26 protein-coding genes are annotated in these 24,477 nt (G+C 70.8%); 17 read left to right on the top strand and 9 right to left on the bottom strand.

Going from position 1 to position 24,477, the window contains the following annotated elements; translation table 11 throughout:
* Positions 1-29: 29 nt before the first annotated feature.
* On the bottom strand, positions 30-698 hold the full coding sequence (locus C5B99_RS06825; RefSeq protein WP_258063101.1) for a GntR family transcriptional regulator: 669 nt from the start codon (positions 696-698) through the stop codon (positions 30-32).
* Positions 699-870: 172 nt separating this feature from the next.
* On the opposite strand from C5B99_RS06825, the gene C5B99_RS06820 reads away from it, so the two are divergent.
* The 5 genes from C5B99_RS06820 to C5B99_RS06800 are packed head-to-tail and all read left to right on the top strand — an operon-like array spanning position 871 to position 6,833.
* Entirely contained in the window at positions 871-2,163 is a 1,293-nt protein-coding gene (locus C5B99_RS06820) for an NRAMP family divalent metal transporter (protein WP_104241031.1), read from the top strand.
* Between the two features lie 28 nt (positions 2,164-2,191).
* Positions 2,192-2,986 (top strand): LamB/YcsF family protein, encoded by a 795-nt coding sequence (locus tag C5B99_RS06815; RefSeq protein ID WP_104241030.1) that lies wholly within the window; start codon positions 2,192-2,194, stop codon positions 2,984-2,986.
* Between the two features lie 4 nt (positions 2,987-2,990).
* Positions 2,991-4,625 carry a 5-oxoprolinase/urea amidolyase family protein gene (locus tag C5B99_RS06810; protein WP_104241029.1) on the top strand — a complete coding sequence of 545 codons (1,635 nt, stop codon included), beginning with the start codon at positions 2,991-2,993 and terminating at the stop codon, positions 4,623-4,625.
* A complete protein-coding gene (locus C5B99_RS06805; RefSeq protein ID WP_258063100.1) occupies positions 4,622-6,400 on the top strand; it encodes a biotin carboxylase N-terminal domain-containing protein in 1,779 nt (592 codons plus the stop codon). The genes C5B99_RS06810 and C5B99_RS06805 overlap by 4 nt, the downstream gene beginning before the upstream one ends.
* A gap of 52 nt (positions 6,401-6,452) precedes the next feature.
* Positions 6,453-6,833, top strand: a complete 381-nt coding sequence (locus tag C5B99_RS06800) for a VOC family protein (RefSeq protein WP_104241028.1) — start codon at positions 6,453-6,455, stop codon at positions 6,831-6,833.
* Here C5B99_RS06800 and C5B99_RS06795 read toward each other — a convergent pair.
* From C5B99_RS06795 to C5B99_RS06785, 3 genes are all read right to left on the bottom strand, one after another.
* Positions 6,830-7,834, bottom strand: coding sequence for a Gfo/Idh/MocA family protein (locus tag C5B99_RS06795; protein ID WP_104241027.1), 1,005 nt, complete (start codon positions 7,832-7,834; stop codon positions 6,830-6,832). The two genes, C5B99_RS06800 and C5B99_RS06795, sit on opposite strands and share 4 nt — an antisense overlap.
* A 133-nt stretch (positions 7,835-7,967) precedes the next feature.
* A complete protein-coding gene (locus C5B99_RS06790; protein WP_258063099.1) occupies positions 7,968-8,639 on the bottom strand; it encodes a response regulator transcription factor in 672 nt (223 codons plus the stop codon).
* Entirely contained in the window at positions 8,636-9,847 is a 1,212-nt protein-coding gene (locus C5B99_RS06785) for a sensor histidine kinase (RefSeq protein WP_104241026.1), read from the bottom strand. The genes C5B99_RS06790 and C5B99_RS06785 overlap by 4 nt, the downstream gene beginning before the upstream one ends.
* Positions 9,848-9,964: 117 nt before the next feature.
* On the opposite strand from C5B99_RS06785, the gene C5B99_RS06780 reads away from it, so the two are divergent.
* Positions 9,965-10,756: a GAP family protein gene (locus C5B99_RS06780; RefSeq protein WP_104241025.1), complete on the top strand. Its 792-nt coding sequence runs from the start codon at positions 9,965-9,967 to the stop codon at positions 10,754-10,756.
* Positions 10,757-10,795: 39 nt separating this feature from the next.
* Here the strand turns inward: C5B99_RS06780 and C5B99_RS06775 are convergent, their stop codons facing one another.
* From C5B99_RS06775 to C5B99_RS06765, 3 genes are read right to left on the bottom strand one after another with little or no spacing between them, the layout of a single operon-like run.
* The gene (locus C5B99_RS06775) at positions 10,796-11,236 is read right to left on the bottom strand and encodes a thioredoxin family protein (RefSeq protein ID WP_146080186.1); all 441 of its coding nucleotides are present in this window, start codon (positions 11,234-11,236) and stop codon (positions 10,796-10,798) included.
* Between the two features lie 54 nt (positions 11,237-11,290).
* Positions 11,291-11,731: a thioredoxin family protein gene (locus tag C5B99_RS06770; RefSeq protein WP_104241023.1), complete on the bottom strand. Its 441-nt coding sequence runs from the start codon at positions 11,729-11,731 to the stop codon at positions 11,291-11,293.
* 11 nt (positions 11,732-11,742) lie between these two features.
* On the bottom strand, positions 11,743-12,234 hold the full coding sequence (locus C5B99_RS06765) for a DUF4395 domain-containing protein (protein WP_104241022.1): 492 nt from the start codon (positions 12,232-12,234) through the stop codon (positions 11,743-11,745).
* Between the two features lie 169 nt (positions 12,235-12,403).
* Between C5B99_RS06765 and C5B99_RS06760 the strand changes: the two genes are divergently transcribed.
* On the top strand, positions 12,404-13,333 hold the full coding sequence (locus C5B99_RS06760; protein WP_104241021.1) for an aldo/keto reductase family oxidoreductase: 930 nt from the start codon (positions 12,404-12,406) through the stop codon (positions 13,331-13,333).
* A 166-nt stretch (positions 13,334-13,499) separates the two neighbouring features.
* Here C5B99_RS06760 and C5B99_RS06755 read toward each other — a convergent pair whose 3' ends face one another.
* Positions 13,500-14,954: an ABC transporter permease gene (locus tag C5B99_RS06755; protein ID WP_258063098.1), complete on the bottom strand. Its 1,455-nt coding sequence runs from the start codon at positions 14,952-14,954 to the stop codon at positions 13,500-13,502.
* Positions 14,951-15,700, bottom strand: a complete 750-nt coding sequence (locus tag C5B99_RS06750) for an ABC transporter ATP-binding protein (protein WP_104241985.1) — start codon at positions 15,698-15,700, stop codon at positions 14,951-14,953. Before C5B99_RS06750 ends, C5B99_RS06755 begins: the two co-directional genes overlap by 4 nt.
* A gap of 130 nt (positions 15,701-15,830) precedes the next feature.
* On the opposite strand from C5B99_RS06750, the gene C5B99_RS06745 reads away from it, so the two are divergent.
* From C5B99_RS06745 to C5B99_RS06700, 10 genes are all read left to right on the top strand, one after another.
* Complete coding sequence (locus tag C5B99_RS06745; protein ID WP_104241020.1) at positions 15,831-17,192, top strand: deoxyribodipyrimidine photo-lyase; 1,362 nt, start codon at positions 15,831-15,833, stop codon at positions 17,190-17,192.
* A 139-nt stretch (positions 17,193-17,331) separates the two neighbouring features.
* Positions 17,332-17,715, top strand: coding sequence for a VOC family protein (locus C5B99_RS06740; protein WP_181064957.1), 384 nt, complete (start codon positions 17,332-17,334; stop codon positions 17,713-17,715).
* Between the two features lie 47 nt (positions 17,716-17,762).
* A complete protein-coding gene (locus tag C5B99_RS06735; RefSeq protein WP_104241981.1) occupies positions 17,763-18,146 on the top strand; it encodes a DUF4342 domain-containing protein in 384 nt (127 codons plus the stop codon).
* 94 nt (positions 18,147-18,240) lie between these two features.
* Entirely contained in the window at positions 18,241-18,948 is a 708-nt protein-coding gene (locus C5B99_RS06730) for a helix-turn-helix domain-containing protein (protein WP_258063097.1), read from the top strand.
* A 160-nt stretch (positions 18,949-19,108) separates the two neighbouring features.
* On the top strand, positions 19,109-19,606 hold the full coding sequence (gene uraD, locus C5B99_RS06725) for a 2-oxo-4-hydroxy-4-carboxy-5-ureidoimidazoline decarboxylase (protein WP_181064956.1): 498 nt from the start codon (positions 19,109-19,111) through the stop codon (positions 19,604-19,606).
* Positions 19,603-19,956: a hydroxyisourate hydrolase gene (uraH, locus tag C5B99_RS06720; RefSeq protein WP_104241018.1), complete on the top strand. Its 354-nt coding sequence runs from the start codon at positions 19,603-19,605 to the stop codon at positions 19,954-19,956. Before uraD ends, uraH begins: the two co-directional genes overlap by 4 nt.
* 2 nt (positions 19,957-19,958) lie before the next feature.
* The gene (pucL, locus tag C5B99_RS06715; protein WP_104241017.1) at positions 19,959-20,876 is read left to right on the top strand and encodes a factor-independent urate hydroxylase; all 918 of its coding nucleotides are present in this window, start codon (positions 19,959-19,961) and stop codon (positions 20,874-20,876) included.
* A gap of 106 nt (positions 20,877-20,982) precedes the next feature.
* Positions 20,983-22,512 (top strand): nucleobase:cation symporter-2 family protein, encoded by a 1,530-nt coding sequence (locus C5B99_RS06710; protein ID WP_104241016.1) that lies wholly within the window; start codon positions 20,983-20,985, stop codon positions 22,510-22,512.
* A 93-nt stretch (positions 22,513-22,605) separates the two neighbouring features.
* Positions 22,606-23,433, top strand: coding sequence for an NAD-dependent epimerase/dehydratase family protein (locus tag C5B99_RS06705; RefSeq protein ID WP_104241015.1), 828 nt, complete (start codon positions 22,606-22,608; stop codon positions 23,431-23,433).
* A 50-nt stretch (positions 23,434-23,483) separates the two neighbouring features.
* The gene (locus tag C5B99_RS06700; protein WP_104241014.1) at positions 23,484-24,275 is read left to right on the top strand and encodes an AraC family transcriptional regulator; all 792 of its coding nucleotides are present in this window, start codon (positions 23,484-23,486) and stop codon (positions 24,273-24,275) included.
* Positions 24,276-24,477: the final 202 nt, after the last annotated feature.

The following is a 24,477-nucleotide window of genomic DNA, read 5'->3' as shown; positions in this document are numbered from 1 at the left end:
GAGGCAGGGCGTTGAGTCAGGGCGTCGGGTCAGAGCGTCGGCGCCGGGGCGATGCGCGCGTAGGCGGCGAGCACGGTGCGCTCGGAGCGCACGAGGTACTCGTCGAGAGCCTCCGCCGCCCCGGCCGTATCGCCGGCGAGGTGGAGCTCAAGCACGCGCTGGTTGAGCTCGATGTAGGGCGCGTGCAGGTACTCGAGATCCTCGAGGAAGCCGAACGCGAGCCGCAGCTCCGCCGAGACGTTCGCGTAGACGCGGTCGAGGCGCTCGCTGTCCGCGAGCGCGACGATCGCCGTGTGGAACGCCATATTGGCGGTGCCGACCGCCGCCCAGTCGCCGGCCTCTCGCCCTCGGATGGCGTGCTCGACGGCCTCGCGCATCCGCACCCCGGCCGGGTGCCGCCCGGGGGCGGCGCGCAGGGCCTGCACCTCGATCATTCGCCGGACCCGGTAGATGTCGAGGATCGAGGCCAGCGAGGGGATGGCCACGAAGACGCCCGCGTTGGGGCGCCGGGTGAGCAGCCGCTCCGCCGTGAGCATGCGGAAGGCCTCGCGGAGGGTGTTGCGCGAGACGTCGAGTCGCTCGGTCATGGCGCTTTCCGAGAGGCGCTGCCCTGGCACGATCTCGCCCGTGACGATCATCTGGCGGAGGCTCGAGGCCGCCCGTTCCGCCCTGTCGAGGGTCTCGTCGGCTGCGTTCACGCTTCGCACTCTACCGGCGGCACTCCGCGGCGACCCATTCCACGAAATACCCCCGATACATCTTGTAACAAGACATTTACGCGTCTATCGTTGAACAATCTGTTGCTCAGCGTTGAACAACCGTAGGGTTGCCGCAATCACTCGCTGCTCCCCTACCGAACTGGAACGAGTCATGACCTCCACACCTCCTCCCGCTTCCCCGGCGTCCCCAGCGTCCGGCTCTTCCGCCGCCGACGAGGCGAGCACCCCCGAGAAGCTCAAGCAGTACGCCAAAGCACGCCGCACCTCGCTGGTCGGCGCGCTCTTCCTCATGGCCACCTCGGCCATTGGCCCCGGCTTCATCACCCAGACGGCGACCTTCACCCAGCAGCTCGGCGCCGCGTTCGCCTTCGGCATCCTCATCTCGGTGCTCATCGACCTCGCCGTCCAGCTCAACATCTGGCGCATGATCACGCTCTCCGGGAAGCGCGCGAGTGCCCTTGCCAACGACGCCCTCCCCGGCAGCGGCTACGTGCTCGCCGTACTCATCGTCATCGGCGGCCTGGTCTTCAACATCGGCAACATCGGCGGCGCCGGGCTCGGCCTGAACGTGCTGCTCGGCCTCGACGTCAAGGTCGGCGCCGTCATCAGCGCCGCCATAGCGATCGCCATCTTCCTCATCAAGCGCGCCGGCATCGTCATGGACCGGGTCGTCATCGTGGCCGGCGTCGCGATGATCCTGCTCACCGTCATCGTCGCCATCGTCGCGCAGCCGCCCATCGGCGACGCACTCCGCCAGACCGTCCTCCCCGACACCATCAACTTCGCGACCATCACGACAATCGTCGGCGGCACCGTCGGCGGGTACATCGTCTACTCGGGGGCGCACAAGCTGCTCGACTCCGGCAACGCCGGACCTGAGCACATCAAGGAAGTCAACCGCGCGGCCGTGACCGGCATCCTCATCACGGGCATCATGCGCTACGTGCTGTTCCTCGCCATCCTCGGCGTCGTCGCGAGCGGCGTCGTGCTCGACACGACCCTCAACCCGGCAGCAGACGCCTTCCAGGCAGCAGCCGGCGAGGCTGGCTTCCGCATCTTCGGCGCCATCTTCTGGCTCGCCGCCCTCACGAGCATCATCGGCGCCGCCTACACCTCGGTGTCGTTCCTGCCGGTCTTCTCGAAGCGCATCGCCGGCCGCACCGCCGACTTCTGGACCGTGGGCTTCATCCTCTTCTCGCTGGCCATCTACCTGTCGATCGGCACCCCGCCCGCGACGCTCCTCGTGTTCGTCGGCGGCTTCAACGGCCTCATCCTGCCGATCGGCCTCACCTTGTTCATGTACATCGGCTGGTTCCGCCCGTCGAAGCTGGGCGGCGCGAAGTACCCGAAGTGGCTGCTCATCATCGGCACGCTCGCGACGCTCATCACCTGGTACATGGCCGTCAACGCGGTCGGACCGATCTTCGACCTCCTCAACACCTGATCCGTATCCCGAGCGAAAGGCTGACCACATGAACGCACGCTCCATCGACCTCAACAGCGACCTCGGCGAGGGCTTCGGCCGCTGGACCCTCGGCGACGACCAGGAGATGCTCGGCATCGTCACGAGCGCGAACGTCGCCTGCGGCTTCCACGCCGGCGACCCGCGCGCCATCCGAGCCACCGTCAAGGGGGCGGCGGATGCGGGGGTCGCGATCGGCGCGCACGTCGGCTACCGCGACCTGGCCGGCTTCGGGCGCCGCAACATCGACGTCGCCTCCGACGACCTCGTGGCCGATGTGGTCTACCAGATCGGCGCCCTGCAGGCACTCGCCGCCGCCGAGGGGACCAGCGTGCGCTACGTCAAGCCGCACGGCGCCCTCTACAACACGATCGTGCACGACGAGCGGCAGGCGGCGGACGTCGTCGAGGCCGTTCGCCTCGTCGACCCGAGCCTCGTGCTCCTCGGCATGCCGGGCTCGGCCGTGCTCCGCCTCGCCACCGAGGCGGGCATCCCCACCGCGATCGAGGCGTTCGCCGACCGCGCCTACACGCCGCAGGGCACGCTCGTCTCCCGCCGGGAGCCCGGCGCCGTGCTGCACGACGTCGACGAGGTCGCGAAGCGCATGGTGCGCCTCGCGACCGAGGGCCTCCTGGAGGCGATCGACGGCAGCACGCTCGAGCTGCGGGCCGACTCGATCTGCGTGCACGGCGACAGCCCTGGGGCCACCGACATGGCGAAGCAGGTGCGGCTCGCGCTCACGGAGGCCGGCGTCGAGCTGCGTCCGTTCGCCGCCGCGCCGGCAGCCGCCGCAAAGCTGGCCTGACCCCATGAAAGTCCTCACCGCCCGCGACGATGCGGTCCTCATCGAGTGCAGCAGCCTCGACGAGACGATCGCGCTCTTCGACGCCCTGACCGCACTGCGCATCCCCGGTGTCGGCGAGATGGTGCCGGGTGCGCGCACCCTGCTCGTCCCGTTCCGGCCAGCCCGGGTCACCGCCGAGGAGATCGAGGCCGCCGCGGCGGCAGCCGACCTCAGCGGCGTGCGCACGGGAGAGCCGAGGCGCCTCGAGATCCCGACGCGGTACGACGGTGAGGACCTCGCGGAGGTCGCCGAGCTCCTCGGCATCTCCGCCGACGAGGTCGTGCGCCGCCACACGAGCTCGACCTTCACGGTCGGGTTCGTGGGCTTCGCGCCCGGCTTCGCGTACCTGACGGGCGACGACCCCGTGCTCGACGTGCCGCGCCGGTCGACGCCCCGCACGCGCATCCCCGCGGGCTCCGTCGCACTGGCAGGCACGTACAGCGGCGTCTACCCGCGCGAGAGCCCCGGCGGGTGGCAGCTCATCGGCACCACCGAGGTGCCCATGTGGGACCTCGACCGCGACCCGGCCGCGTTCATGGCGCCGGGAGACCTCGTCACGTTCAGCGTCGCCGCCGCGACCGAGCGGGCGCGCTCGACCCTGAGCGCTGCCAGGGCGAACGCGCCCCGGGAGGCAGAACCCGAGCATCCCAGGGGCAACGCCGACCGCGGGTCCGCCCTCGAGGTGGTCTCCCCCGGCCTGCAGACCCTGTTCCAGGACCTCGGACGCGACGGCTACGCCGGCATGGGCGTCTCCGCCTCCGGGGCACTGGATGCGCCAGCCCACCGCCAGGCGAACCGCCTCGTCGGCAACACCGCGGCAGCCCCCACCCTCGAGGTCGCCTACGGCGGGCTCCTGCTGCGGGCGCGCGGCCCGCAGGTCGTCGCTGTGACGGGTGCCGAGGTGCCCCTGACCGTCTCCGGCGCCGTTCCCCGCACCGCCCCGTTCGGAGCGGCGTTCGCGCTGGACGACGGAGACGAGCTGCAGCTCGGCTCCCCTGCCGCCGGAGTACGCAGCTACCTCGCGGTGCGCGGCGGGTTCGACGCGCCCCCGGTGCTCGAGAGCCTCGCGACCGACCTCCTCGCGGGGCTCGGCCCCGACGCCCTGCAAGCCGGAGACGTGCTCGGCGTCCTCGCGCCGCACGCCACCCTCGTCGCTGCGAGCCCCGTCGCGGATGCCCAGCCTCGGGAGCTTCCCCGGGCCGGCGGTGACACCGTCGAGCTGCGCATCGTGCTCGGCCCCCGCGACGACTGGTTCTCGGCCGAGGAGATCGAGCGTTTCACGAGCCAGGACTGGCACGTGACGCCACAATCGAACCGGGTCGGCGTGCGACTCGACGGCGACGCCCTCACTCGAGCGAAGAGCGGCGAGCTGCCCAGCGAGGGCTGCGTCAGCGGCGCGATCCAGATGCCCCCGAACGGGCAGCCGGTGCTCTTCCTCGCTGACCACCCCCTCACTGGCGGCTACCCCGTGCTCGGGGCCGTCATCACCGACGACCTGCCCCTCGCGGGCCAGCTGCCCGTCGGCGCCGCCGTGCGATTCCGCATCGTGGCACCACGCACCCACACACCACGCACCCAGACTCCAGGAGAACTCCGATGACCCGCATCACCAAGGTCCTCATCGCGAACCGCGGCGAGATCGCCGTGCGCGTCGCCCGCGCCTGCGCCGACTACGGGGTCGCCTCCGTCGCCGTGTACGCCGACGGCGACGCCGATGCGCTCCACGTGCGCCTCGCCGACGAGGCCGTGCCGCTCGAGGGCGCGACGTCGAAAGAGACCTACCTCGACGCCGACAAGCTCCTCGCTGCGGCCAACGCGACGGGCGCCGACGCCGTGCACCCGGGCTACGGCTTCCTCTCCGAGAACGCCGAGTTCGCGCGCGCCGTCGAGGGGGCGGGGCTCGTCTGGATCGGCCCGTCACCCGAGGCGATCGAGCTGCTCGGCGACAAGATCTCGGCCCGCCGCCTCGCCGAGCAGGTCGGCGCGCCGCTCGTCGCCGGAACCAGCGGCCCCGTCGACTCCCCCGCAGAGGCGAGCGCCTTCGCGGAGGAGCACGGCCTCCCCATCGCGATCAAGGCCGCGTTCGGGGGCGGTGGCCGCGGCCTCCGCGTCGCGCGCCGCCTCGACGAAGTCGAGGAGCTCTTCGCCGCCGCCGGGCGAGAAGCCGTCGCCGCCTTCGGCCGGGGCGAGTGCTTCGTCGAGCAGTTCCTCGAGTCGCCGCGCCACATCGAGGCGCAGGTGCTCGCCGACGAGCACGGCAACGTCGTCGTCGTCGGCACCCGCGACTGCTCGCTGCAGCGCCGCAACCAGAAGCTCGTCGAGGAGGCACCTGCCCCCTTCCTGACCGCGGAGCAGCGGGAGCGCATCCACACCTCTGCCCGCGACATCTGCGCGGCCGCCGGCTACCGCAGCGCTGGCACCGTCGAGTTCCTCCTCGACGCGAACGGCGTCATCTCGTTCCTCGAAGTCAACACGCGCCTGCAGGTCGAGCACCCCGTCACCGAGGAGACCGCTGGTGTCGACCTCGTCGTCCAGCAGCTCCGCATCGCCGACGGGCTCGCGCTCGACGCAGCCGAGTTCACGCCCCGCGGGCACTCGCTCGAGTTCCGCATCAACGCCGAGGATCCGGCGCGCGGCTTCCTCCCGGGGCCGGGCACCATCTCGCTGTTCCGCGCACCGTCCGGACCGGGCGTTCGCGTCGACTCGGGGGTCGAGACCGGCTCCGTGGTCTCCGGCCAGTTCGACTCCATGCTCGCGAAGCTCATCGTCACCGGCGCGACCCGCGAGGAGGCGCTGCGCCGCGCGCGCCGCGCCCTCGCCGAGTTCGGGGTCGAAGGCGTGCCGACGGTGCTGCCCTTCCACCGTGCGGTGCTCGAGGACCCGGACTTCATCGGCGGCGAGAGTGCCGACGGCGTCCCCGGCTTCGGCGTGCACACGCAGTGGATCGAGACGACCTTCGCCGAGCGGGTCCCCGAGCAGGCGCTCGCCGTCGAGCCGAGCGACCCCTCCGTGGTCTCGACGTGGGTCGAGCTCGACGGCCGTCGCGTCGCCCTCCGGCTCCCTGCGACGCTCTTCGCCGCTGGCGGCTCGGCTGCCGCGGCGTCGCCTGCCGGTGCGGCAGGTTCTGCAGGGGCAGCGGATGCTGGCAGCGAGTCCGGCTCGTCGGTCACGGCCCCCATGGCGGGCACGCTCCTGCGCTGGCTCGTGGAGGACGGCGCCGAGGTCGAGGCGGGGACCGCCGTCGCCGTCGTCGAGGCCATGAAGATGGAGACGCCCGTGCAGGTCACGGCCGCTGGCGTCCTCCGCCAGCGCGCCGAGGCGGGGAGCCCGATCGCAGCCGGCGAGGTGCTCGCGGAGCTCGACGCGGCAAGCTGATCTCCTGCCAGGCGACGGTGAAATGTCGGTGGCTGCGGGCAGACTGGTTGGCATGACGGAACCAGCAGCCCGCGCCCACCATTCCATCGACTACCTCGAGTTCGGAGTCACCGACCTCGCCGTGGCCAAGCAGTTCTACGGCGATGCCTTCGGGTGGAGCTTCAACGACTACGGCCCCGGCCCCAACTACGTCGGCATCCGGCGACCCGGCGGTGACGCGACCGACGAGGTGGGCGGCTTCCGACTCGACCCCCAGGTCACGCCAGGCGGGGCGCTCGTGCTGCTCTACTCCGACGACCTCGAGGCGAGCGTCGCGCAGGTGCGCGCGGCCGGCGGCGAGGTCGTGAGCGGGCCCTACGAGTTCCCCGGTGGCCGCCGCTTCCACTTCACCGACCCTGCGGGCAACGAGCTCGGGGTCTGGTCGAGCTCCTAGCGCGAGACCGAGCTGGAACGAGCGGCCGCGATGCGCGCCCGCACCTCGTCGAGCGTTCTCATGATGGCGATCGACTCGTCGAGCGGCATGCGCGGGCTCTCGAGCTCGCCGGCGCTGAGGCACCGTTCGACCTCGAGCGCCTGGAACTGCATGCCGCGACCCACGTGCTGCGGCTTGTCGAAGCGGAGGACCTCGCGCTGCCCTCGGCCGCCGTCGTAGACCGTGAACGAGGTCGACGCGTAGAAGACCGAGTCGATGTCGATCCAGCCGTCCGAGCCGACGATGGCCGCGCGGTTCGAGCCGGGCGCATCCATGCGCGTGAGGGTCGCCGAGGTGCGGCCGGCACCATGACGCAGGAGCACGGAGGCCGAGAGGTCGACCCCGAGCTCCGAGGCCTCGCCGTCGACGAGCATCGAGGTGGGCTCGCCGAGGTACCTCGAGGCGAACGAGATGCCGTAGACGCCGAGGTCGGCCATGACGCCGCCGCCGAGCTGTGGGTTCCCGTGGCGGCTCGTCGGAGCCACGTCGAGGTTCTGGAAGTGCGAGCTCGAGACGCTCACGAGCTCGCCGATCGAGCCGCGCTCGAGGACGTCGCCGATCGCGTCGGCCGTCGGCAGGAAGCGCGTCCACATGGCCTCCATCACGAACACCCCCTTGGCGCGGGCCGCCGCGACAACCCGCTCGGCTTCGGGGGCGTCGTTCGTGAACGACTTCTCCACGAGCACCGGCTTCCCGCCGTCGATCGCGAGCAGCGCCTGCTCGGCGTGGAACGCCTGCGGCGTCGCGATGTAGATGACGTCGACGCCCGGGTCGGCGACCAGGGCCTCATAACTGCCGTAGGAGGTCGGAATCGACAGCTCGGCGGCGAACTCGGCGGCGCGCGTCGCCTCCCGAGAGGCGACTGCCGCCACCTCAAGGCCCTGCGCCACGAGGTCGCCCACGAAGGTCCTCGCGATGTTGCCAGCCCCGAGAATTCCCCACCGCACCCGTTCAGTCGTCACGGAAAAACCCTAGCCGGGCGCCGCGCGCACCGCGAGGGCTCCGCGCGTCGAGCAGGAGTCCTTCTCGAATGGCAAGACGGAGCAGTCCTTCGACGTCGCCGGGTGAGCCGCGTCTCGCGGATGCGGGCGCGCGTCAGTCGCTGAGCCCGGCCCGACGCGCGAGCACGGCGGCCTCCATCCTGGACACGACGCCGAGCTTCGCGAGCACCCGCGAGACATGGGTCTTCGCCGTGGAGGCGCTGATGTGCATCCGCTGGCCGATGCCGGAGTTCGACAGCCCCTCGCCCAGTGCGGAGAGCACCTCCCGCTCTCGCGCCGTGAGCTCGGCGAGTCCGGGCACCTCCGGAGTCGGCGTCGGAGCGCCGTCACCCGTCTGCGCGAAGCGATCGAGGAGACGCCGTGTCACCTCCGGCGACAGGGCTCCCTCGCCCCGAGCCACCGCCTCGACTGCGGCCTGGAGGGCCGGCCCCGACGTCGTCTTCAGCAGGAACCCGGCGGCCCCTGCCCGCACGGCGCCGAACACGTACTCGTCGAGGTCGAAGGTGGTGAGCACCAGCACCTGCGCGAGCGAGTCGGCGACGATGGCTCGCGTGGCCTCGATGCCGTCGGTCCCCGGCATGCGGACGTCCATGAGCACGACGTCGGGTCGCAGGGCGCGCGCGTTCCTGATCGCCGCGGCCCCGTCGCCGGCCTCGCCCACGACCTCGACGCCGTGGGCCTCGAGCAGCAGCCGCAGCCCGGCCCGGATCGCGGCGTGGTCGTCGGCGACGAGCACACGGATGGGGCCGTCGATCTCCTCGGTCACGATGCGCTCCCCTCGGGTCGTTCAGTGGTCTGCGCCCTCGAGCCCGAGGTGCGCGGCACCGTCGCTGCGACTCGCCACCCAGCGCCCTCTGCCGTCGGCCCAGCTTCGAGGTGGCCGCCGAGGCGCTCCGCCCGCTCGCGGATGAGACCAAGCCCGTTGCCGGTGCCCGGCGCTGCCTCCATCCGGGTGCCGCCCGTCGAGGTCACGACGACGGAGAGCCAGTCCGCCCGCTCCTCGAAGCGCACCTCGACGACCGCACCCGGCGAGTGCCGCCCGGCGTTCGAGACGGCCTCGGCCACCACACGGGCGAGGGCCTGCTCGGTGGCGGCAGATGCACTCGGCACCTCCCCGACGATCCTCGCCTCGACCGACTCCGCCGAGGCCACGAGCTCCGCGACCTGAGCCAGCCTCGGCGGCGCCGCGACCTCCCCGTCGCCGGCACCGCTTCGGAGGATGAGGATCATCGACCGCATCTCGTCGAGCCCGTCGAGGGCCGAGTCGCGGATCGCCTGCAGCGCCCCCGCCTCCCGGCCTCGAACCCCGGACCCCGCGAGGGCCGCCTCCGAGGTGATGGCGATCGCCGAGAGGTTGGCCGCCACAACGTCATGGAGGTCGCGGGCCATGCGCTCCCGCTCGTCGCGCACCGCCTCCTCCCGCTCCAGCACGAGCAGACGCTCGGCGTCGTCCGCGCGCGCTTCCTGCACTCGCGCGAGTTCCGCGCTCTGACGCACCGAACTCGCCCACCAGAGCGGCGTGCCGAAGATCGCGAGGGCCTGCAGTCCGAAGAACACGCCCTGCCGCAGCGCCTCGCCAAGCAGCACGGGCACGGCGAAAGCCGCCACCACGGCCACCGCGACGAGCACCTGCACCGCTCGCAGCGCCGCCGGCGGGCTGTACCGGCCGACGATATAGAGGGCATCCAGCACCAGAACGGCCCCGCCGATGACGCCGACGAGCACGAAGGCGGACACCGAAATGGTCACGCAGATGAGCAGCACCAGCACGGGGAAGCGCCGCTTCTGAGTGAGCGCCAGCCCGCCGAGCGCAACCGCACCGAGGCTCAGCGCGATGTGCTGGGGCGAGTCGAAGAGCGCCAGCAGGACGGCAGCCGCGATCGCGAAGATCGTGGTCGTCGCGTCCTCGTCGGGCCGCCAGCCGGCGCGCGGGTGCCGGGTTCCCGGCGCGACGGCGCTCTGCGGTTCGGTCATGGCACCATCCCAGCACACGGACGCCAGCGCGCGGTCACCCGAACGATGTACGCGAGCACCGCGGCTGGCATCTTTCAGCGGATGCGGCCGGGAGCCGGCGCGCAGGAGGGTTGCGGCATGTCCACTGAACTCCTGCTCTCGCTCCTCGGTCTCGCGCTCGTCGACAGCCTGAGCGCGGGCACGCTCCTCATCCCGATCTTCTTCCTGCTCGCGACCGGCCGCGTCCGCTTCGGACGCATCCTCACCTACCTGGGGACGATCGCCGGCTTCTACTTCCTCGTCGGGCTCGCCCTCACGGCCGGCGCCTCCGCCTTCCTGGAGAACGCGGCTGCCGTGCTCGAGACCCCTGCGGCCTACGCCGTTCAGCTGGTGGTCGGCGGCGGCCTCCTTGTTGCGGGCATCTGCATGCCGACCAAGAAGCGGGACCGGGTCGCGGCCGGGGCCGGGGCCGGGGCCGCTCAGGACGGGAGCGCGCTGCCGGCACGCCCCGGGGAGCCGGTGAATCCCGCCAAGGGCAGGCTCGCCCGCTGGCGCGACCGCGCCCTCGGAGATGGCCCACCCGTGACCGTCATCGCGCTCGCGCTGGCGGCGGGGCTCATCGAGCTCGCGACGATGATCCCGTACCTGGCGGCGGTCGGCCTCCTCACGGGCTCGGGGCTCGGCATCGCCGGTTCGGCTCCGCTCCTCGCCGCCTACTGCGTGGTCATGGTCGCGCCGGCGCTGCTGCTGCTCCTCGGCCGCGTCGCCGCTCGACGCGCGGTCGAGCCGCGCCTGCGTCGGCTCGCCGACTGGCTGAGCCGCAACGCCGCGGAGAACACAGCCTGGATCATCGCCATCGTCGGCTTCTTCCTGCTCAGAGACGCGCTCGCGCATTCGGCGAGCTTCGACTTCTGGCCGTTCAACACCTGACGGCCGAGGTGCCGGCGCGGGTTGCCACCAAGACCGCCGTCAGCGCACGCTGAGCTCGATGAGCTGCGCCTCGACCGACTCACGCAGCGGGGACCCGTCGAAGCGACCGGCGCGGTTCCCGTCGGCGTCGAGGAGCAGCACCGTGGGGGTCACCACGATGTCGTAGGGCAGCACGAGTTCGGGCCGGATGCTCGTGTCGACTTCCGCGAGCACAACCCCCGCCGAGGTCGCCGCGACGTCCTGCAGCATCCACCTCGTGGCGGCGCACTCCGCGCTGTCGGGGGCGGTGAAGAGCACGATCGTCGCGCGGCGGCCGGGCAGCACGTCCTCGGGCAGGAGCTCGAGGTCGATCTCGGACTGCTCGGGCTCGGGCTCGCCTTCGCCGTCGAAGCGGCTCACCCCTCGTCGCGCGACCCACCCGACGACGGCGACGATGAGCACAAGCGCCATGATCACGAGCAACACCACTGATCCGTCCACGCGCTCAGCCTCCCATACTCGGGGGTTCGGAGGTCAGGTCCGCGGGCGTTCGCGTCACGAGCTGAGCTGCAGGAGCTGCGCCTCGAGCTCAGCTCGTCTCGGAGGGCCGCCGATGCGTGCGACCCGCTTGCCGTCGGCGTCGAGCACCAGCACGGTCGGCGTCTGCCGCACGTCGTAGCTCCTGGCCAGGTCCTGACGGTCGGTGAGGTCGACCTCGGCCACGACGACGCCGGGGGCCGTCGAGGCGAGCTGGTCGAGCATCCACTTCGTGGCGGGGCACCTCGCGCAGAACTCCGTGGAGAAGAGGATGATCGTGGCGCTGTCCCCCGGCTCGACGCCGGCCCCGAGGAGGTGCAGGTCCGCGGCCCCCGCGGCTGCACCGCCTGGGGCACGCGAGGTCTTCAGGCGACCGTTCGTCCGCTGCAGGACGACGCCGATGACGCTGGCGACGACGACGAGTCCGACGAGCACCATGACGGCAAGCGAGGCATCCACGGGCGCCTCCTTCAGGCCTGCACGCCGCGCGGGCGGATGACGCCGACCCGAAGGAGCAGGACGTACAGCTGGCAGCCGAGGCAGTAGCCGAAGGCCGCGTTCAGGAAGGCCGCGATGAAGGCCGCCCCCGCGGCCACCGGCACGGCGAGCGGAACACCGAGCACGTGCAGCACGACGCCGACGAGGGTCACCGCGAACCCGACTCCCTGCGCGAACGTCGGCGGCGCCGCCTCCTCCGTCTCGGCGGGTGGCGCGAGCCGCGGTCGGATCACCGCGGCGAAGAAACGCCCGTAGGGGTGCCGCTGGATGCCCGCGAACGCACCCCACGCGAAGAGCGCCGTCAGGGCGGCAAGCAAGAGGAAGCCGGGCTGCACGAGCCTGCCTGCAAGCGTCTCCGCCGCCGGGGCGACGAGGCCGAGGAAGACGGTGGCGAGGAGCAGGGCAGCCGTGATCGCTGCCCCGAACCGCGGCCCGCGTGGGTCGATGCGAGTCTGTGCCGACATGATGCTCCGTCTTCCAGGGGTGACCTCGGCGACGGCTTCGAGCGAAGCCAGACCCGGGGCGGCAGCGGATGCTGTGCCGAAAGGGTAGGCGCGCTCGGCCCAGAGGGGAACGACTGTGACGCTCCGCGACGACCAGGTTCGGCGGGAGGTGGCTTGAGATGATGCCCGCATGAAGACCTTCACTCTCCCCCAGACCGACGTGCGTGCCTCGAGCATCGTCCTCGGTCTCATGCGCATCATGGACCTCGACGACGAGCAGCTGCGCACCCTCGTGGGCACGGCCCTCGACGCTGGCGTCAACGTCCTCGACCACGCCGACATCTACGGCGGCGAGCGCCACGCCTGCGAGCGTCGCTTCGGCGAGGCCATCCGCCTGTCCCCTGCCGAGCGCGAGCAGGTGCTCATCCAGTCGAAGGTGGGCATCCGCGAGGGCTACTTCGACTTCTCGGCCGAGCACATCCTTCGCACGGTCGACGAGTCACTCGAGGCCCTCGGCACCGAGTACCTCGACGTGCTCCTGCTGCACCGTCCCGACACCCTCGTCGAGCCGGAGGAGGTGGCGACGGCGTTCAACGAGCTCCACAGCCGCGGCAAGGTCCGCCACTTCGGCGTCTCCAACCACACGCCCGGTCAGGTCGAGCTGCTGAAGTCGGTGGTCGCGCAGCCCCTCATCATCAACCAGGTGCAGCTCAGCATCACCCACGCTCCGATCATCGCGTCGGGGATCGCGGCCAACATGGTCGGCCTCGACCAGTCCATCGACCGCGACAACGGCATGCTGGACTACGCGCGCCTCAACGGCATCACCCTGCAGGCGTGGTCGCCGTTCCAGAAGGGGTTCTTCGACGGCGTCTTCCTCGGCGACCGCGAGCACTTCGCCGAGCTCAACGACGTGCTGGAGGCGCTTGCCGACAAGTACGGCGTCACGCCGATGGGCATCGCGACGGCCTGGATCACGCGTCACCCCGCGAACATCCAGGTGGTGCTCGGCACGACGACCCCGTCGCGCGTCGCCGAGTCGGCCGCGGGCTCGGACGTGCACCTGACGCGCGAGGAGTACTACCGCATCTTCACGGCGGCCGGCCACACGCTGCCGTAGCGTCGGCACGCTCCCGAGCCTGCTTGAGCCTGCTTGAGCCTGCTTGAGTGCAGAAGTGTGGCCCGGTGCTGCTCCCGATCTCGGGAGCAGCACCGGGCCACACTTCTGCGGGTGGGCGGCCGTACACGCGGGGCGGGCGGCCGTGCACGCGGGGCCGGCGCCGGCCTCAGTCGACGGCGAGCGCCGCGACTGGCGAGACTCGGGTGGCTCGACGAGCCGGCAGCAGCGAGGAGGCGACGGTGATGAGCAGCGTCACGAGCAGCACGGCGGCGACGGTCACCCACGGGATGCTGGGCGGGACGAGCTGGCCGACGAGCGACCCGAAGGTGGCCTGGGCGCCGACCCACCCGTAGAACACCCCGAGGAGCAGACCGAAGAGCGCGGATGAGGCGATCATGGCGACCGCCTCGGTCACGATCATCCGCCGCACCTGGCCGACGGTGAAGCCGAGCGCTCGCAGCAGCCCGAGCTCCCGCCGCCGCTGCATGACGCTCAGGGAGAGCGTGTTGACCATGCCGACGGCGGCGAGCAGCACGGAGAAGCCGAGGAGCACGCTCATGATGGCGGTCGTGACGTCGATGACCTGCTCGAAGGCGGCGTACATCTCGGGCTCCATCTGCCCGAACTGGAGGGTGATGGCGCGGAAGGTCTCGCTGGCGACCGCGAACATCGTGACGAGCGTGATGCCGATCACGAGGCCGATGACGGCGCGGCTGCTTCGCGCGGGGTTGCGCACGGCGTTGGCGGCGGCGAGGCGCGGCACCGGGCCGCGACCGAGGGCGCTGCCCACGAGGCTCATGAGGGGCGGGAGGATGACGGGAGCGCCGATGATGACGCCGACGAACGAGAGCATGCCGCCGCCGAGGCTCACGAGCACGCCGCTGGGGCTCTGCAGGCCGAAGAACACGCCGCCGATGAGCATGGCGATGCCGAGGGCGATGAGGATCGTCGCCGTGACGCTGCGCCCGCGACCGGCGCGGAGCTCCTGCATGGTGGGCTCTGCGCTGGACGAGGTCGCCGCGATCGGCGAGACCGTGAGCACCCGTCGCGAGCCGACCCAGGACGCGATGATGGTCGCCGCCGTGACGGCGATGACGGGCGCCAGGATCGCGGGGTGCACGATCGGGAACGGGAACGGCTCGAGCGCGCCGTTCGTGATGGCGAGCTGCGCGCCGAGGGCCGTCAGCCCGACACCGAGGGAGGCCCCCGCAACGGCACCCGAGGCACCCTGGACGAGTCCTTCGCGGACCGTGCGCCGGCGCAGCGACCGTCCGGACGCGCCGATGAGGCGCAGCAGCGCGATTTCCTTGGTGCGTCCGGCGATGACGGTGGCGACCGAGTTCGACGTGACGACGGCGCCCACGAAGAGCGCGATCGCGAAGAACAGCGCGGCCACCGTGCCGAGCACGCTGGCGAGGGCGCCGATCTCGCTGAGGCCCATCGCGTCGAAGTAGGCGGCCAGGTCGGCGACGATCATGATCAGCACCGTGCCGAAGGCCGCCGAGAGGGCGGAGACGAGCACGACGGCGGCGCCTCCGCTGCTCTGCTGGGACTCGGGGGCGCGCTGCGCCTTGGCGGCGCTGCTGGCCTGCGCCGCAGGTGCGGTGCTCGTGGCACTCATGCTGCCGTCTCCATGGAGAGCATGAGGTTCGCGATCTCGGCGGCGCTCGTGCGCGGACGATCGGCGACCACCTTGCCGTCGGCGAGGAACACGACGCGGTCGGCGTGGCTCGCGGCGATCGGGTCGTGCGTCACCATGGCGATCGACTGCCCGTACTGGCTGCTCGCCGTCGAGAGCAGCGAGAGGACCTCGCGGCCGGTCTTGGAGTCGAGGTTTCCCGTGGGCTCGTCGGCGAAGATGAGCTTCGGCCGGGTCGCGAGGGCCCGGGCGATGGCGACCCGCTGCTGCTGCCCGCCGGACAGCTCGTACGGGCGGTGGGCGAGACGCTGCGAGAGCCCGAGCGTCTGGATGAGGTGCGAGATCCAGGCTTCCTCGTCGCGCGAGACGGTCCGGCCATCGAGGTCGAACGGCAGCATGATGTTGCCGCGCACATCCAGTGTGGGCACGAGGTTGAAGGCCTGGAAGATGAAGCCGACCGCTCGGCGCCGCAGCACTGTCAGCTCGCCGTCGTTCATGCCCGTGATCTCGGTGTCGCCGAGGAACACGCGCCCGGACGAGGCACCGTCGAGGCCGGCCATGACGTGCATGAGCGTCGACTTGCCAGAGCCGCTCGGGCCCATGATGGCCGTGAACTCACCGCTTCTGATGCCGAGGCTCACGCCGTCGAGGGCGGCGACGCTGCCGTGGGTGCCGTAGATCTTCCGAACGTCGACGACGCTCGCGACAAGTGGGGGTGTGGTGTTCATGTCATCGACGCTACGGACGCGCCCCGCTGGGTCGCGTCCACCCCAGGTCGCGGCCGCATGCTCCTCTGGGATGACACGGCCGAGCCTCACGTCCAGCCAGCGAACGAGGTTCGCCCAATAGCCTTGCCGCATGGCCTCCCCAACGCTCGTCTGGTTCCGTGACGACCTGCGCATCCACGATCACCCGGCCCTCCACGTCGCGCTCGAGCGCGGTGGGCCCGTCATCGCCCTGTTCGTGCTCGACGAGGAATCCCCAGGCGTGCGCGCGCTCGGGGGCGCCGCGAAGTGGTGGCTGCACCACAGCCTGCTCGCCCTGCGCGAGCGCCTCGAGGAGATCGGCGGGGCGCTCGTGCTGCGCCGCGGCCAGGCCGAGGAGATCGTGCCAGCAGTCGCCGAGGACGCGGGCGCCGAGCTCGTCGTCTGGAACCGGCGCTACGGCGGGGCAGAGCGCGAGATCGACGCTCGCATCAAGCAGGGCCTCGTCGACGGTGGGATCGAGGCGCATAGCCTCCCCGGGTCGCTCCTCACGGAGCCCTGGCAGATCCAGACCGGTCAGGGTGAGGCCTACCGCGTGTACACGCCCTTCGCCAACGCCTGCCAGAGCCGCTTCCAGCACGAGCCGCCCCGCGTGCCGCTCGAGGCCCCGGACGCGCTGCCCCGCGGCTCGAAGGCGAGCTCGCTCGACTCCGACTCCCTCGACTCCTGGGAGCTGCTCCCCACACGACCTGACTGGGCCGAGGGCCTCCGCGAGGAGTGGACCCCCGGTGAGCACGGCGCCCACGAGCGTCTCGAGGCGTTCCTCGACGGGGTCGTCGGCGACTACAAGGCCGATCGCGACCGGCCAGACCTCGAGGGCACGAGCCGGCTCAGCCCGCACCTGCGCTGGGGCGAGATCTCCTCCGCCCAGGCCTGGCACGCCCTCGAGGGCCGCACGGGCGAGGGGGCGGCGACCTTCCGTCGCGAGCTGCTCTGGCGGGAGTTCGCCTGGCACACGCTCTACAGCTTCCCTGAGCTGCACACGCGGCCCTGGCGAGCCGCCTACGAGGACTTCCCGTGGCCCGAGCTCGACCGCGATGCGCTCGACGCGTGGCAGCGCGGCAGCACCGGGGTCCCCATCGTGGATGCCGGCATGCGCGAGCTCTGGCGCACGGGCAGCATGCACAACCGCATCCGCATGGTCACCGCCTCCTTCCTCACCAAGCACCTGCTCACCGACTGGCGTCGCGGCGAGGAGTGGTTCTGGGACACACTCGTCGACGCCGATCAGGCTTCCAACCCCTTCAACTGGCAGTGGGTCGCAGGCTCCGGTGTGGATGCCGCGCCCTACTTCCGGGTCTTCAACCCGGAGCGCCAGGCCGAGCGCTTCGACCCGCACGGGGCGTACGTGCAGCGATGGGTCCCCGAGGCCGGCAGCGACGAGTACCCGGAACCCATCGTGGGGCTGAAAGAGGGGCGGAAAGCCGCCCTCGCCGCCTGGCGCGAGGTTCGCTGACACCCGAGAGCGACCCGTCCAAAGCACCTCCGGGAACTGTCGGCGGCCGGTGCTAGATTGCCCGCACGTTGCACCGTCGACGCACCGGCATCCACCGGTCGCGGCCGAACGGCACACGAGGGGAACCAGGGGCATCATCATGGTTGAGTACCGCATCGAACTCGTCGGCGTTCCCGTCGCCGACGTCGACCGCTCGCGCGCCTTCTACGGCGAGACGCTGGGGTGGCCGGTCGACCACGACCAGGTGGTGAGCGACGAGATCCGGTTCGTGCAGGTGACTCCTCCGGGCTCCGCATGCTCGATCGCGTTCGGCATGGGCATCAGCGACATGCCTGCAGGTTCCCTGCGCGCGCTCCAGTGCGTCGTCGCGTCCATCGAGGAGGCGCACGCCGACCTCGAGAGCCGAGGCGTCGCCGTGAGCGACATCGACGAGCAGGCGTGGGGGCGCTTCGTCTCCTTCGCCGACCCTGACGGCAATTCCTGGTCCATCCAGGAGCTGCCCGACTCCTCCAAGATGGCCTGACCCAGTTCCACCGAAACGCAAGATCACCGACGAAAGGGATGCACCACATGACGGAAAAGAAGAGCGGATACGAAGAGTTCAAGGTCTCCGGGGAGAACCTCCTCGGCAAGGTCAAGGAGCTCATCCACGAGGGCAACGTGCGTCGCGTGTTCATCAAGAACGACGACGGCACGACGCTCCTCGAGATCCCCCTGACCGCTGGCCTCGCCGTCACCGTCGTCGCCGCGGCACTCGCCCCGGTGCTCGTCGCGGTGGGTGCGATCGCAGCGCTCGTGACGCAGGTGACGGTCGGCGTCGAGCGCCGCGGCCCGGACTCCACCGACCGTGCGGGCAGCTCGGCTGACACCGACGGCGTGCCGAAGAGCGACGTCGTCGCGCCTGCGCCCGCCGCGGAGGCCACCGACCCGGACCTGGGACCGACGACGGCGTAGCTTGTCCTTCACACCGCCGGAGCTTCGGCTACCGGCGGTGTGAAGCTCGCGCTTGCTACTCTGTGGGTTCCCAGAGCCGAGAGGCGCGTGACCAGTGCCAGAACCAGAGACCGTCACCCCCAGGTCCGACGCGGAGATCGCCGCTGCTTCGACGTTCGCCGATCAGGCGGGCGACGCCGCCGAGCTGGGTGCCCGACTCCGGGTGCTCCGTGAGGAGGCCGGCCTCTCCCTCAGGGAGCTGGCGAGGCGCCTCGACATCTCCGCCAGCGCCGTCTCCCAGATCGAGCGTGGCGTCATGCGGCCGAGCGTGAATCGGCTGATCGCGATCGTCGGCGAGCTGGGTGCCTCCATCACGGATGTCTTCGCGGGCGGCACTGGCGCTCATGCCGAGCGTTCGAGCTTCGGCAGCTACAGCCTGCTCCGGCAGGGCGAGGTCGCCCCTGTGGTGCTCGAGAACGGCGTGATCTACCGCCGCCTCTCCGGTTCGCGCACCTCCGGCATCGACCATTTCGAGTCGACCTTCCCGCCCATGACCTCCGCCTCTGCGGGCGACGCGAGCTCGTTCGCGACCCACACGGGCGTCGAGTCAGGGGTCGTCATCTCCGGCGAGCTCACCGTCGAGGTGCATGGCGACACCGTGACCCTGCGTGCCGGCGATTCCATCACGTACTCCTCGGAGACACCGCACCGTGTGAGCAACCGCTCGCCGGAGCCGTGCGTCGCGAACTGGGTCATCGCAAGGGCCCCGCACTCCGACCCGAGCGATCCGCTGTTCTCCGAGTCGCACACCGCGCGCAGCTGACGGCAGCTCACCCCTCCGCTGAGGCGGGCTCGTCGGCGCTGAGGTGAGCTCGTCGGCGGTGTTCTCGAAACGCATCGAAACCTCTCTTTTACCTCGCTGAAATCTCCCACGGGGCGTGAAGGGATAGCTTTACGGTTATCCGCCACGGAGGGATCTGCCTGTGCTCATCAGCGACTTCAATCGGCTCAGCGAAGCCGATGCAGCCGACTTCGCCGCGACGCTCGTCGCAATACCCACCTTCACGACCACGATGGTTCGATCGCGACCGTTCGCCTCGAAGGCCGCCATGCGAGAGCGCGCCGCCGAGGCGGCGTCCGCCTGGAGCCAGGCTGAGGTGCAGCTCGCGCTGTCCGGCCACCCGCGCATCGGCGAGCGGGCCAGCGCCGCCGAACCGGGCGCCGGGCACTCCGCCAGGGAGCAGGGGGCAGTCGCCACCGCGGGCGATGAGCTCCGCGAGCGCATCGCCGAAGGCAACCGCCGTTACGAGGCGCGCTTCGACCGCATCTTCCTCGTCAGGGCGGCGGGCCGCTCCCCCGCAGAGATCCTGGAGCAGCTCGAGGCGCGCCTCGAAAACGAAGACGACGCGGAGCTCGCCGTCGTCGCCTCGGAACTCCGCGACATCACCCTCCTCCGCCTCGAGGAATCGGTGACCGAATGACCAGCCACATCACGAGCCACGTGCTCGACAGCTCTGTCGGACTGGCCGCCCCGGGTGTGCGCATCCGCCTCCGGACACTCGACGGCCGGGAGCTGGCGCAGGCGGTGACGGATGCGGACGGCCGCGTCACCGACCTCGGCCCGGAGGCCCTCCCCGCCGGCTCCTACGAGCTCGTCTTCGAGACGGGCGCGTACTTCGCCGAGCGCGGCGTCGCGACCTTCTACCCGCACATCACGGTGGCGTTCACCGTCGCGAGCGCACCAAGCACGGCCGGCGACGGCGACCCGCCGCACTGCCACGTGCCACTGCTGCTGAGCCCATTCGCCTACTCGACCTACAGGGGGACCTGACCATGACCGACGTCACCGTGAGTCTCGGCGCGAACAAGTACGGCAAGGCGGAGAACCGCCTCGTCAGGATCACCCGCGACACCGATCGCCACGAGATCGAAGACCTCAACATCACCAGCCAGCTGCGCGGAGCGGCCCTCGCCGGGTCCTACCTGGACGGCGACAACTCGCTCGTCGTCGCCACCGACACGCAGAAGAACACCATCTTCGCGTTCGCCCGCGAACACGGCGTCGGCTCCCCCGAGAGCTTCCTCCTCAAGCTCGGCTCGCACTTCGTCGACGCGTTCGAGTGGATCGAGGGCGGCCTGTGGCAGGCCGAGCAGTTCGAGTGGGAGCGCATCCGCGTGGACGGCGCCGAGCACGACCATGCCTTCGTGCGCAAAGGCCAGGCGACCCGGCTCGCGACCGTGCAGAAGATCGACGGAGGGACCCACGTCACGGCCGGGCTCAAGGACCTGACGGTGCTCAAATCGACGGGCAGCGAGTTCCACGGCTTCCCGCGAGACAAGTACACGACCCTCGCGGAGGCGACCGACCGCATCCTCGCGACCTCCGTCACGGCGCGCTGGCGCTACATGCCAGAGGCCGTGGATGCGGAGCCCGACTACAACGCCCTCTACGAGGCGATCTCCGCGGTCCTCATCTCGACCTTCGCGACCGTCCACTCCCTCGCCCTGCAGCAGACCCTGTGGCAGATGGGCAAGGCCGCGATCGAGCAGTTCCCCGAGATCGCGGAGGTGCGCTTCGCGATGCCGAACAAGCACCATTTCCTCGTCGATCTCTCCCCGTTCGACCTCGACAACCCCGGCGAGGTGTTCTTCGCCGCCGACCGCCCCTACGGCCTCATCGAGGGAACCGTCATCCGAGACGGCGTCGCACCGGCGCCCGAGGCCTGGGCAGACACGCCCGGGTTCATCTAGGGTCCTGCCGGCCAGCGAGCCGGCGTTCTCCGCACACCCTCAGCTCAGCGCTCCGCCCAGCTCCCGCGTGGCAGCGCTGCTTGACGACCCCAAGAGAGGTCAGCTCATGTCTCCCGATTCCCGCAGAAGCCAAGCGCCCTCGACTCCTCCGGCAGCATCCGCATCACCGTCACCGGATGCTCGCCCGGAGGACGAACGGCTCAGCCCGGGCAAGACCGTCGGCTACGGCGTCCAGCACATCCTCGCGATGTTCGGCGGCGTCATCGCCGTTCCCCTCATCGTGGGTGGCGCCGCCGGCCTCGACGTCGGCCAGAAGGCGCTGCTCGTCGCCTGCGCGCTCTTCGTCAGCGGCGCGGCGACCGTGCTGCAGACCATCGGGGTGCCCTACTTCGGCTCGAGGCTCCCCCTCGTGCAGGGGATCTCGTTCGCGGCCGTCTCGACCATGCTCGCCATCATCGGCAGCAACGGGGAGACCGGACTCCAGACCGTGTTCGGCGCCGTCATCGTCGCGAGCGCCATCGGCCTCATCGTGGCCCCGTTCTTCGCCAGGATCGTGCGGTTCTTCCCTCCCGTCGTGACCGGATCGATCATCACCGTCATCGGCCTCTCCCTGATGCCGGTCGCGGGACGCTGGGTGACGGGCTCCGACCCGACCGCCGAGGGATTCGCATCCGCCGACAAGATCGGCCTCGCCCTGCTCACGTTCGCGGTGGTGCTCATCCTGAGCAAGATCCGCGCCCTCTCCCGGCTCGCCGTGCTGCTGGGCCTCGCCATCGGCACGGTCTTCGCGCTCATCCTCGGCCAGGCCGACTTCGACGCCGTCGGGTCCGCGTCGATCTTCGCGTTCCCGCAGCCCTTCGCCTTCGGCATGCCGATCTTCGAGACCGGCGCCATCGTCTCCATGACGATCGTGATCCTCGTCATCATGGTCGAGACGACGGCAGATGTGCTGGCCGTCGGAGAGGTCGTCGGAACGAAGGTCGACTCGCGCCGCGTCGGCGACGGGCTGCGCGCCGACATGCTGTCCTCGCTCATCGCCCCCGTGTTCAACTCGTTCCCCGCGACCGCCTTCGCGCAGAACGTCGGGCTCGTCGCCCTGACCGGCATCAAGAGCCGCTTCGCCGTCGCGGCCGGAGGCGGGCTGTTGGTCCTCCTCGGCCTCTCCCCCATGGCCGCCGCCGTCTTCAGTGTCATCCCGAGCCCCGTGCTGGGCGGCGCGGGCATCGTGCTCTTCGGCAGCGTCGCGGCCAGCGGCGTGCGCACCCTCTCGAAGGTCGACTACACCGGCAACAACAACATGATCATCGTTGCCTCGTCGCTGGCCTTCGGGCTCATCCCGGTCGTCTCGACGCAGTTCTGGCACGCGTTCCCCGACTGGTTCGTGACGATCTTCGACTCGGGCATCAGCGCGGCGGCGATCGTCTCGGTGGCCCTGAACCTCTTCTTCAACGTGTGGCTCCCCGGCACCCCGGAGCAGCCGTCGAACCTGGCGGCCGCGCCCGCACTCCGGGTGCAGACCGAGGAGCTGCGGGTGCTGAAGTCCGGTGGCTCACTCCACGAGCACTCCTACGAGCACAACCCGACGCCCGTCGAGCAGGGCACCCGCGCCCGTCCGTCGGGGCCGGACGAAAGCTGAGGATCCGGTCGGCGGGTGCGACCGCCCGGAATGACTCCGACCCCGCCTCGGTTGCACCCCAGTGTCCAGTTCGACACAGCGGAAGGCGACAACATGAAGGTGTTCCTGACCGGAGCGACCGGCTACATCGGCTCGGCAGTCCTGCGCGCGCTCCTCGCGAACGGCCACGCCGTGACCGCCGCGGTGCGCAGCGAGGAGAAGGCGGCGCGCGTTCGAGAGACCGGCGCAAAGGCGGTTGTCGTCGACCTCACCGACCGGGCGGCGCTCGCCCCGCTGCTCCGCCAGGCGGAGGGCGTCATCCACACCGCATCGGCGCAAGACGTCGACCCCAGCTTCGTGCCCAACGTGCTCAACGAGCTGGTGCACTCCCCGACGCAGTTCGTGCACACGAGCGGCATCTGGCTGTTCGGCGACAACTCGTCCATCACGGAGGAGTCCGAAGCCGACGCACCCGAGATCGTGTCGTGGCGCGTCCCCATCGACCGCCAGGTCATCAACAGCAACGTCAACACCGCGATCATCGCACCCGCGGTGGTCTACGGCGGGCAGGGCGGCGTCACCCAGCTCCTCGCTGGTGACGGGTCCGCCCCCGTGTCCCTCGTCGGCGACGGCAGGCAGCGGTGGACACTCGTCCACGTCGACGACCTCGCCGAGCTGTACGTCCGGGTCCTCGAGAAGGGTGCCGCCGTCGGCTACGTGATCGCGGCCAGCGGAGAGAACCCCACGGTTCGCGAGATCGCCTCGTCGGGGCACGGCACGGTCGAGCTCGTCGAGGAGACACCGGATGCGAGCCGCGAGCGGCTCGGCGCCCCCTTCGCCGACGCGCTCCTGCAGGACCAGGCCGCGACCGGGCAGTACGCGCGGGACGCCTACGGGTGGACGCCGACGTCCGGTGACTGGCTGAAGGCCGAGCACAGCTGAACGACGACCGCCGTGCGGGCGGCATCCGCTCGGCTCCGTAGGCTGGTGCCATGAGCACGTTCGGCGCTCCGGAGGTCGACCGGAGGAGCCTGCCCCTCTACGAGGCAGGCTCCATCGACGTGCCGTATGTCATCGACGGCATGAACGAGGCGATCGAGCGGAACACGTTCTGGGAGGAGCACTCCCACCCCACGCACGAGCTCATCTGGAACACGCGCGGCGCGTCCTCGCTGACCGTCGGCCCACGCACGTGGACGATCACGCCGGCCGTCGGCCTCTGGATCCCCGCCGGGGTCAGGCACACGGCGTGGACGCCGGCCGGCACCTGGTACCGGACGGCGATGTTCAGCGTGCAGACGACGGCCCCCATCGCCGACGAACCCGTCGCTGTCGACGTCACCGACCTGCTGCGCCTGCTGCTCGACCGTCTCGCGGAGCCCGGACTCGACGACGCGTCCCGGGCGACGACCGAGGCGATGGTGCTCGACGTGCTCGCCCCCTCCCCGCATGAACTGCTGCTGCGCATCCCCGACTCGCCCCTGCTCGCTCCCATCGTCGACGCGGTCAGGGCGGATGTCCGCGACGCTGGCACACTCGAGGAGTGGTCGGTCGAGCTGGGTGTGAGCGCCCGCACGATCACACGGCAGTTCCAGTCGGAGACCGGCCTGGGCTTCAGCCGCTGGGTCGCAACGGCTCGCATCCAGCGCGCCATCGTGCTCCTCACTGACGGAGAGAGCATCGACGACGTTGCGGTCGCCACGGGGTTCCGGTCGGCGAGCGCCTTCGGCACCGCGTTCCGGCGGGTCACGGGGATGAGTCCGGGGCGGTTCCGGGCTCAGTAGCCCTGGCGGGCTGAAGCAGCCGCCGATCGCGACCACACGCACCACACGGTGTCCGTTTCGCAAAGAAATGTGTCGGTTCGCCTCGATTGCAAACGCGACGCGCGTCGCTTAGCTTTGGTAAGGCACTCCTAACAGGGCAAGCTCTCGGCCCTGCACGGCTGCCGCTGACTTCGACACCGCACCCCGCCTCTCCGCCGCCAGA

The organism is Pseudoclavibacter sp. Z016 (genome assembly GCF_002931215.1).
Lineage (GTDB): Bacteria > Actinomycetota > Actinomycetes > Actinomycetales > Microbacteriaceae > Pseudoclavibacter.
Note: the sequence above shows the minus strand (reverse complement) of the source record. Positions and strands in the feature narration are given on the sequence as shown.

What these genes read in the sequence shown, in the direction of transcription:
- C5B99_RS06815 (WP_104241030.1), top strand. Translation starts at nt 2,192, where the DNA reads ATGAACGCACGCTCCATCGACCTCAACAGCGACCTCGGCGAGGGCTTC.
- C5B99_RS06820 (WP_104241031.1), top strand. Translation starts at nt 871, where the DNA reads ATGACCTCCACACCTCCTCCCGCTTCCCCGGCGTCCCCAGCGTCCGGC.
- C5B99_RS06740 (WP_181064957.1), top strand. Translation starts at nt 17,332, where the DNA reads ATGGTTGAGTACCGCATCGAACTCGTCGGCGTTCCCGTCGCCGACGTC.
- C5B99_RS06700 (WP_104241014.1), top strand. Translation starts at nt 23,484, where the DNA reads ATGAGCACGTTCGGCGCTCCGGAGGTCGACCGGAGGAGCCTGCCCCTC.
- C5B99_RS06780 (WP_104241025.1), top strand. Translation starts at nt 9,965, where the DNA reads ATGTCCACTGAACTCCTGCTCTCGCTCCTCGGTCTCGCGCTCGTCGAC.
- C5B99_RS06805 (WP_258063100.1), top strand. Translation starts at nt 4,622, where the DNA reads ATGACCCGCATCACCAAGGTCCTCATCGCGAACCGCGGCGAGATCGCC.
- C5B99_RS06785 (WP_104241026.1), bottom strand. Translation starts at nt 9,847, where the DNA reads ATGACCGAACCGCAGAGCGCCGTCGCGCCGGGAACCCGGCACCCGCGC.
- C5B99_RS06710 (WP_104241016.1), top strand. Translation starts at nt 20,983, where the DNA reads ATGTCTCCCGATTCCCGCAGAAGCCAAGCGCCCTCGACTCCTCCGGCA.
- C5B99_RS06755 (WP_258063098.1), bottom strand. Translation starts at nt 14,954, where the DNA reads ATGAGTGCCACGAGCACCGCACCTGCGGCGCAGGCCAGCAGCGCCGCC.
- uraH (WP_104241018.1), top strand. Translation starts at nt 19,603, where the DNA reads ATGACCAGCCACATCACGAGCCACGTGCTCGACAGCTCTGTCGGACTG.
- pucL (WP_104241017.1), top strand. Translation starts at nt 19,959, where the DNA reads ATGACCGACGTCACCGTGAGTCTCGGCGCGAACAAGTACGGCAAGGCG.
- C5B99_RS06750 (WP_104241985.1), bottom strand. Translation starts at nt 15,700, where the DNA reads ATGAACACCACACCCCCACTTGTCGCGAGCGTCGTCGACGTTCGGAAG.
- C5B99_RS06735 (WP_104241981.1), top strand. Translation starts at nt 17,763, where the DNA reads ATGACGGAAAAGAAGAGCGGATACGAAGAGTTCAAGGTCTCCGGGGAG.
- C5B99_RS06810 (WP_104241029.1), top strand. Translation starts at nt 2,991, where the DNA reads ATGAAAGTCCTCACCGCCCGCGACGATGCGGTCCTCATCGAGTGCAGC.
- C5B99_RS06800 (WP_104241028.1), top strand. Translation starts at nt 6,453, where the DNA reads ATGACGGAACCAGCAGCCCGCGCCCACCATTCCATCGACTACCTCGAG.
- C5B99_RS06745 (WP_104241020.1), top strand. Translation starts at nt 15,831, where the DNA reads ATGGCCTCCCCAACGCTCGTCTGGTTCCGTGACGACCTGCGCATCCAC.
- C5B99_RS06765 (WP_104241022.1), bottom strand. Translation starts at nt 12,234, where the DNA reads ATGTCGGCACAGACTCGCATCGACCCACGCGGGCCGCGGTTCGGGGCA.
- C5B99_RS06705 (WP_104241015.1), top strand. Translation starts at nt 22,606, where the DNA reads ATGAAGGTGTTCCTGACCGGAGCGACCGGCTACATCGGCTCGGCAGTC.
- C5B99_RS06760 (WP_104241021.1), top strand. Translation starts at nt 12,404, where the DNA reads ATGAAGACCTTCACTCTCCCCCAGACCGACGTGCGTGCCTCGAGCATC.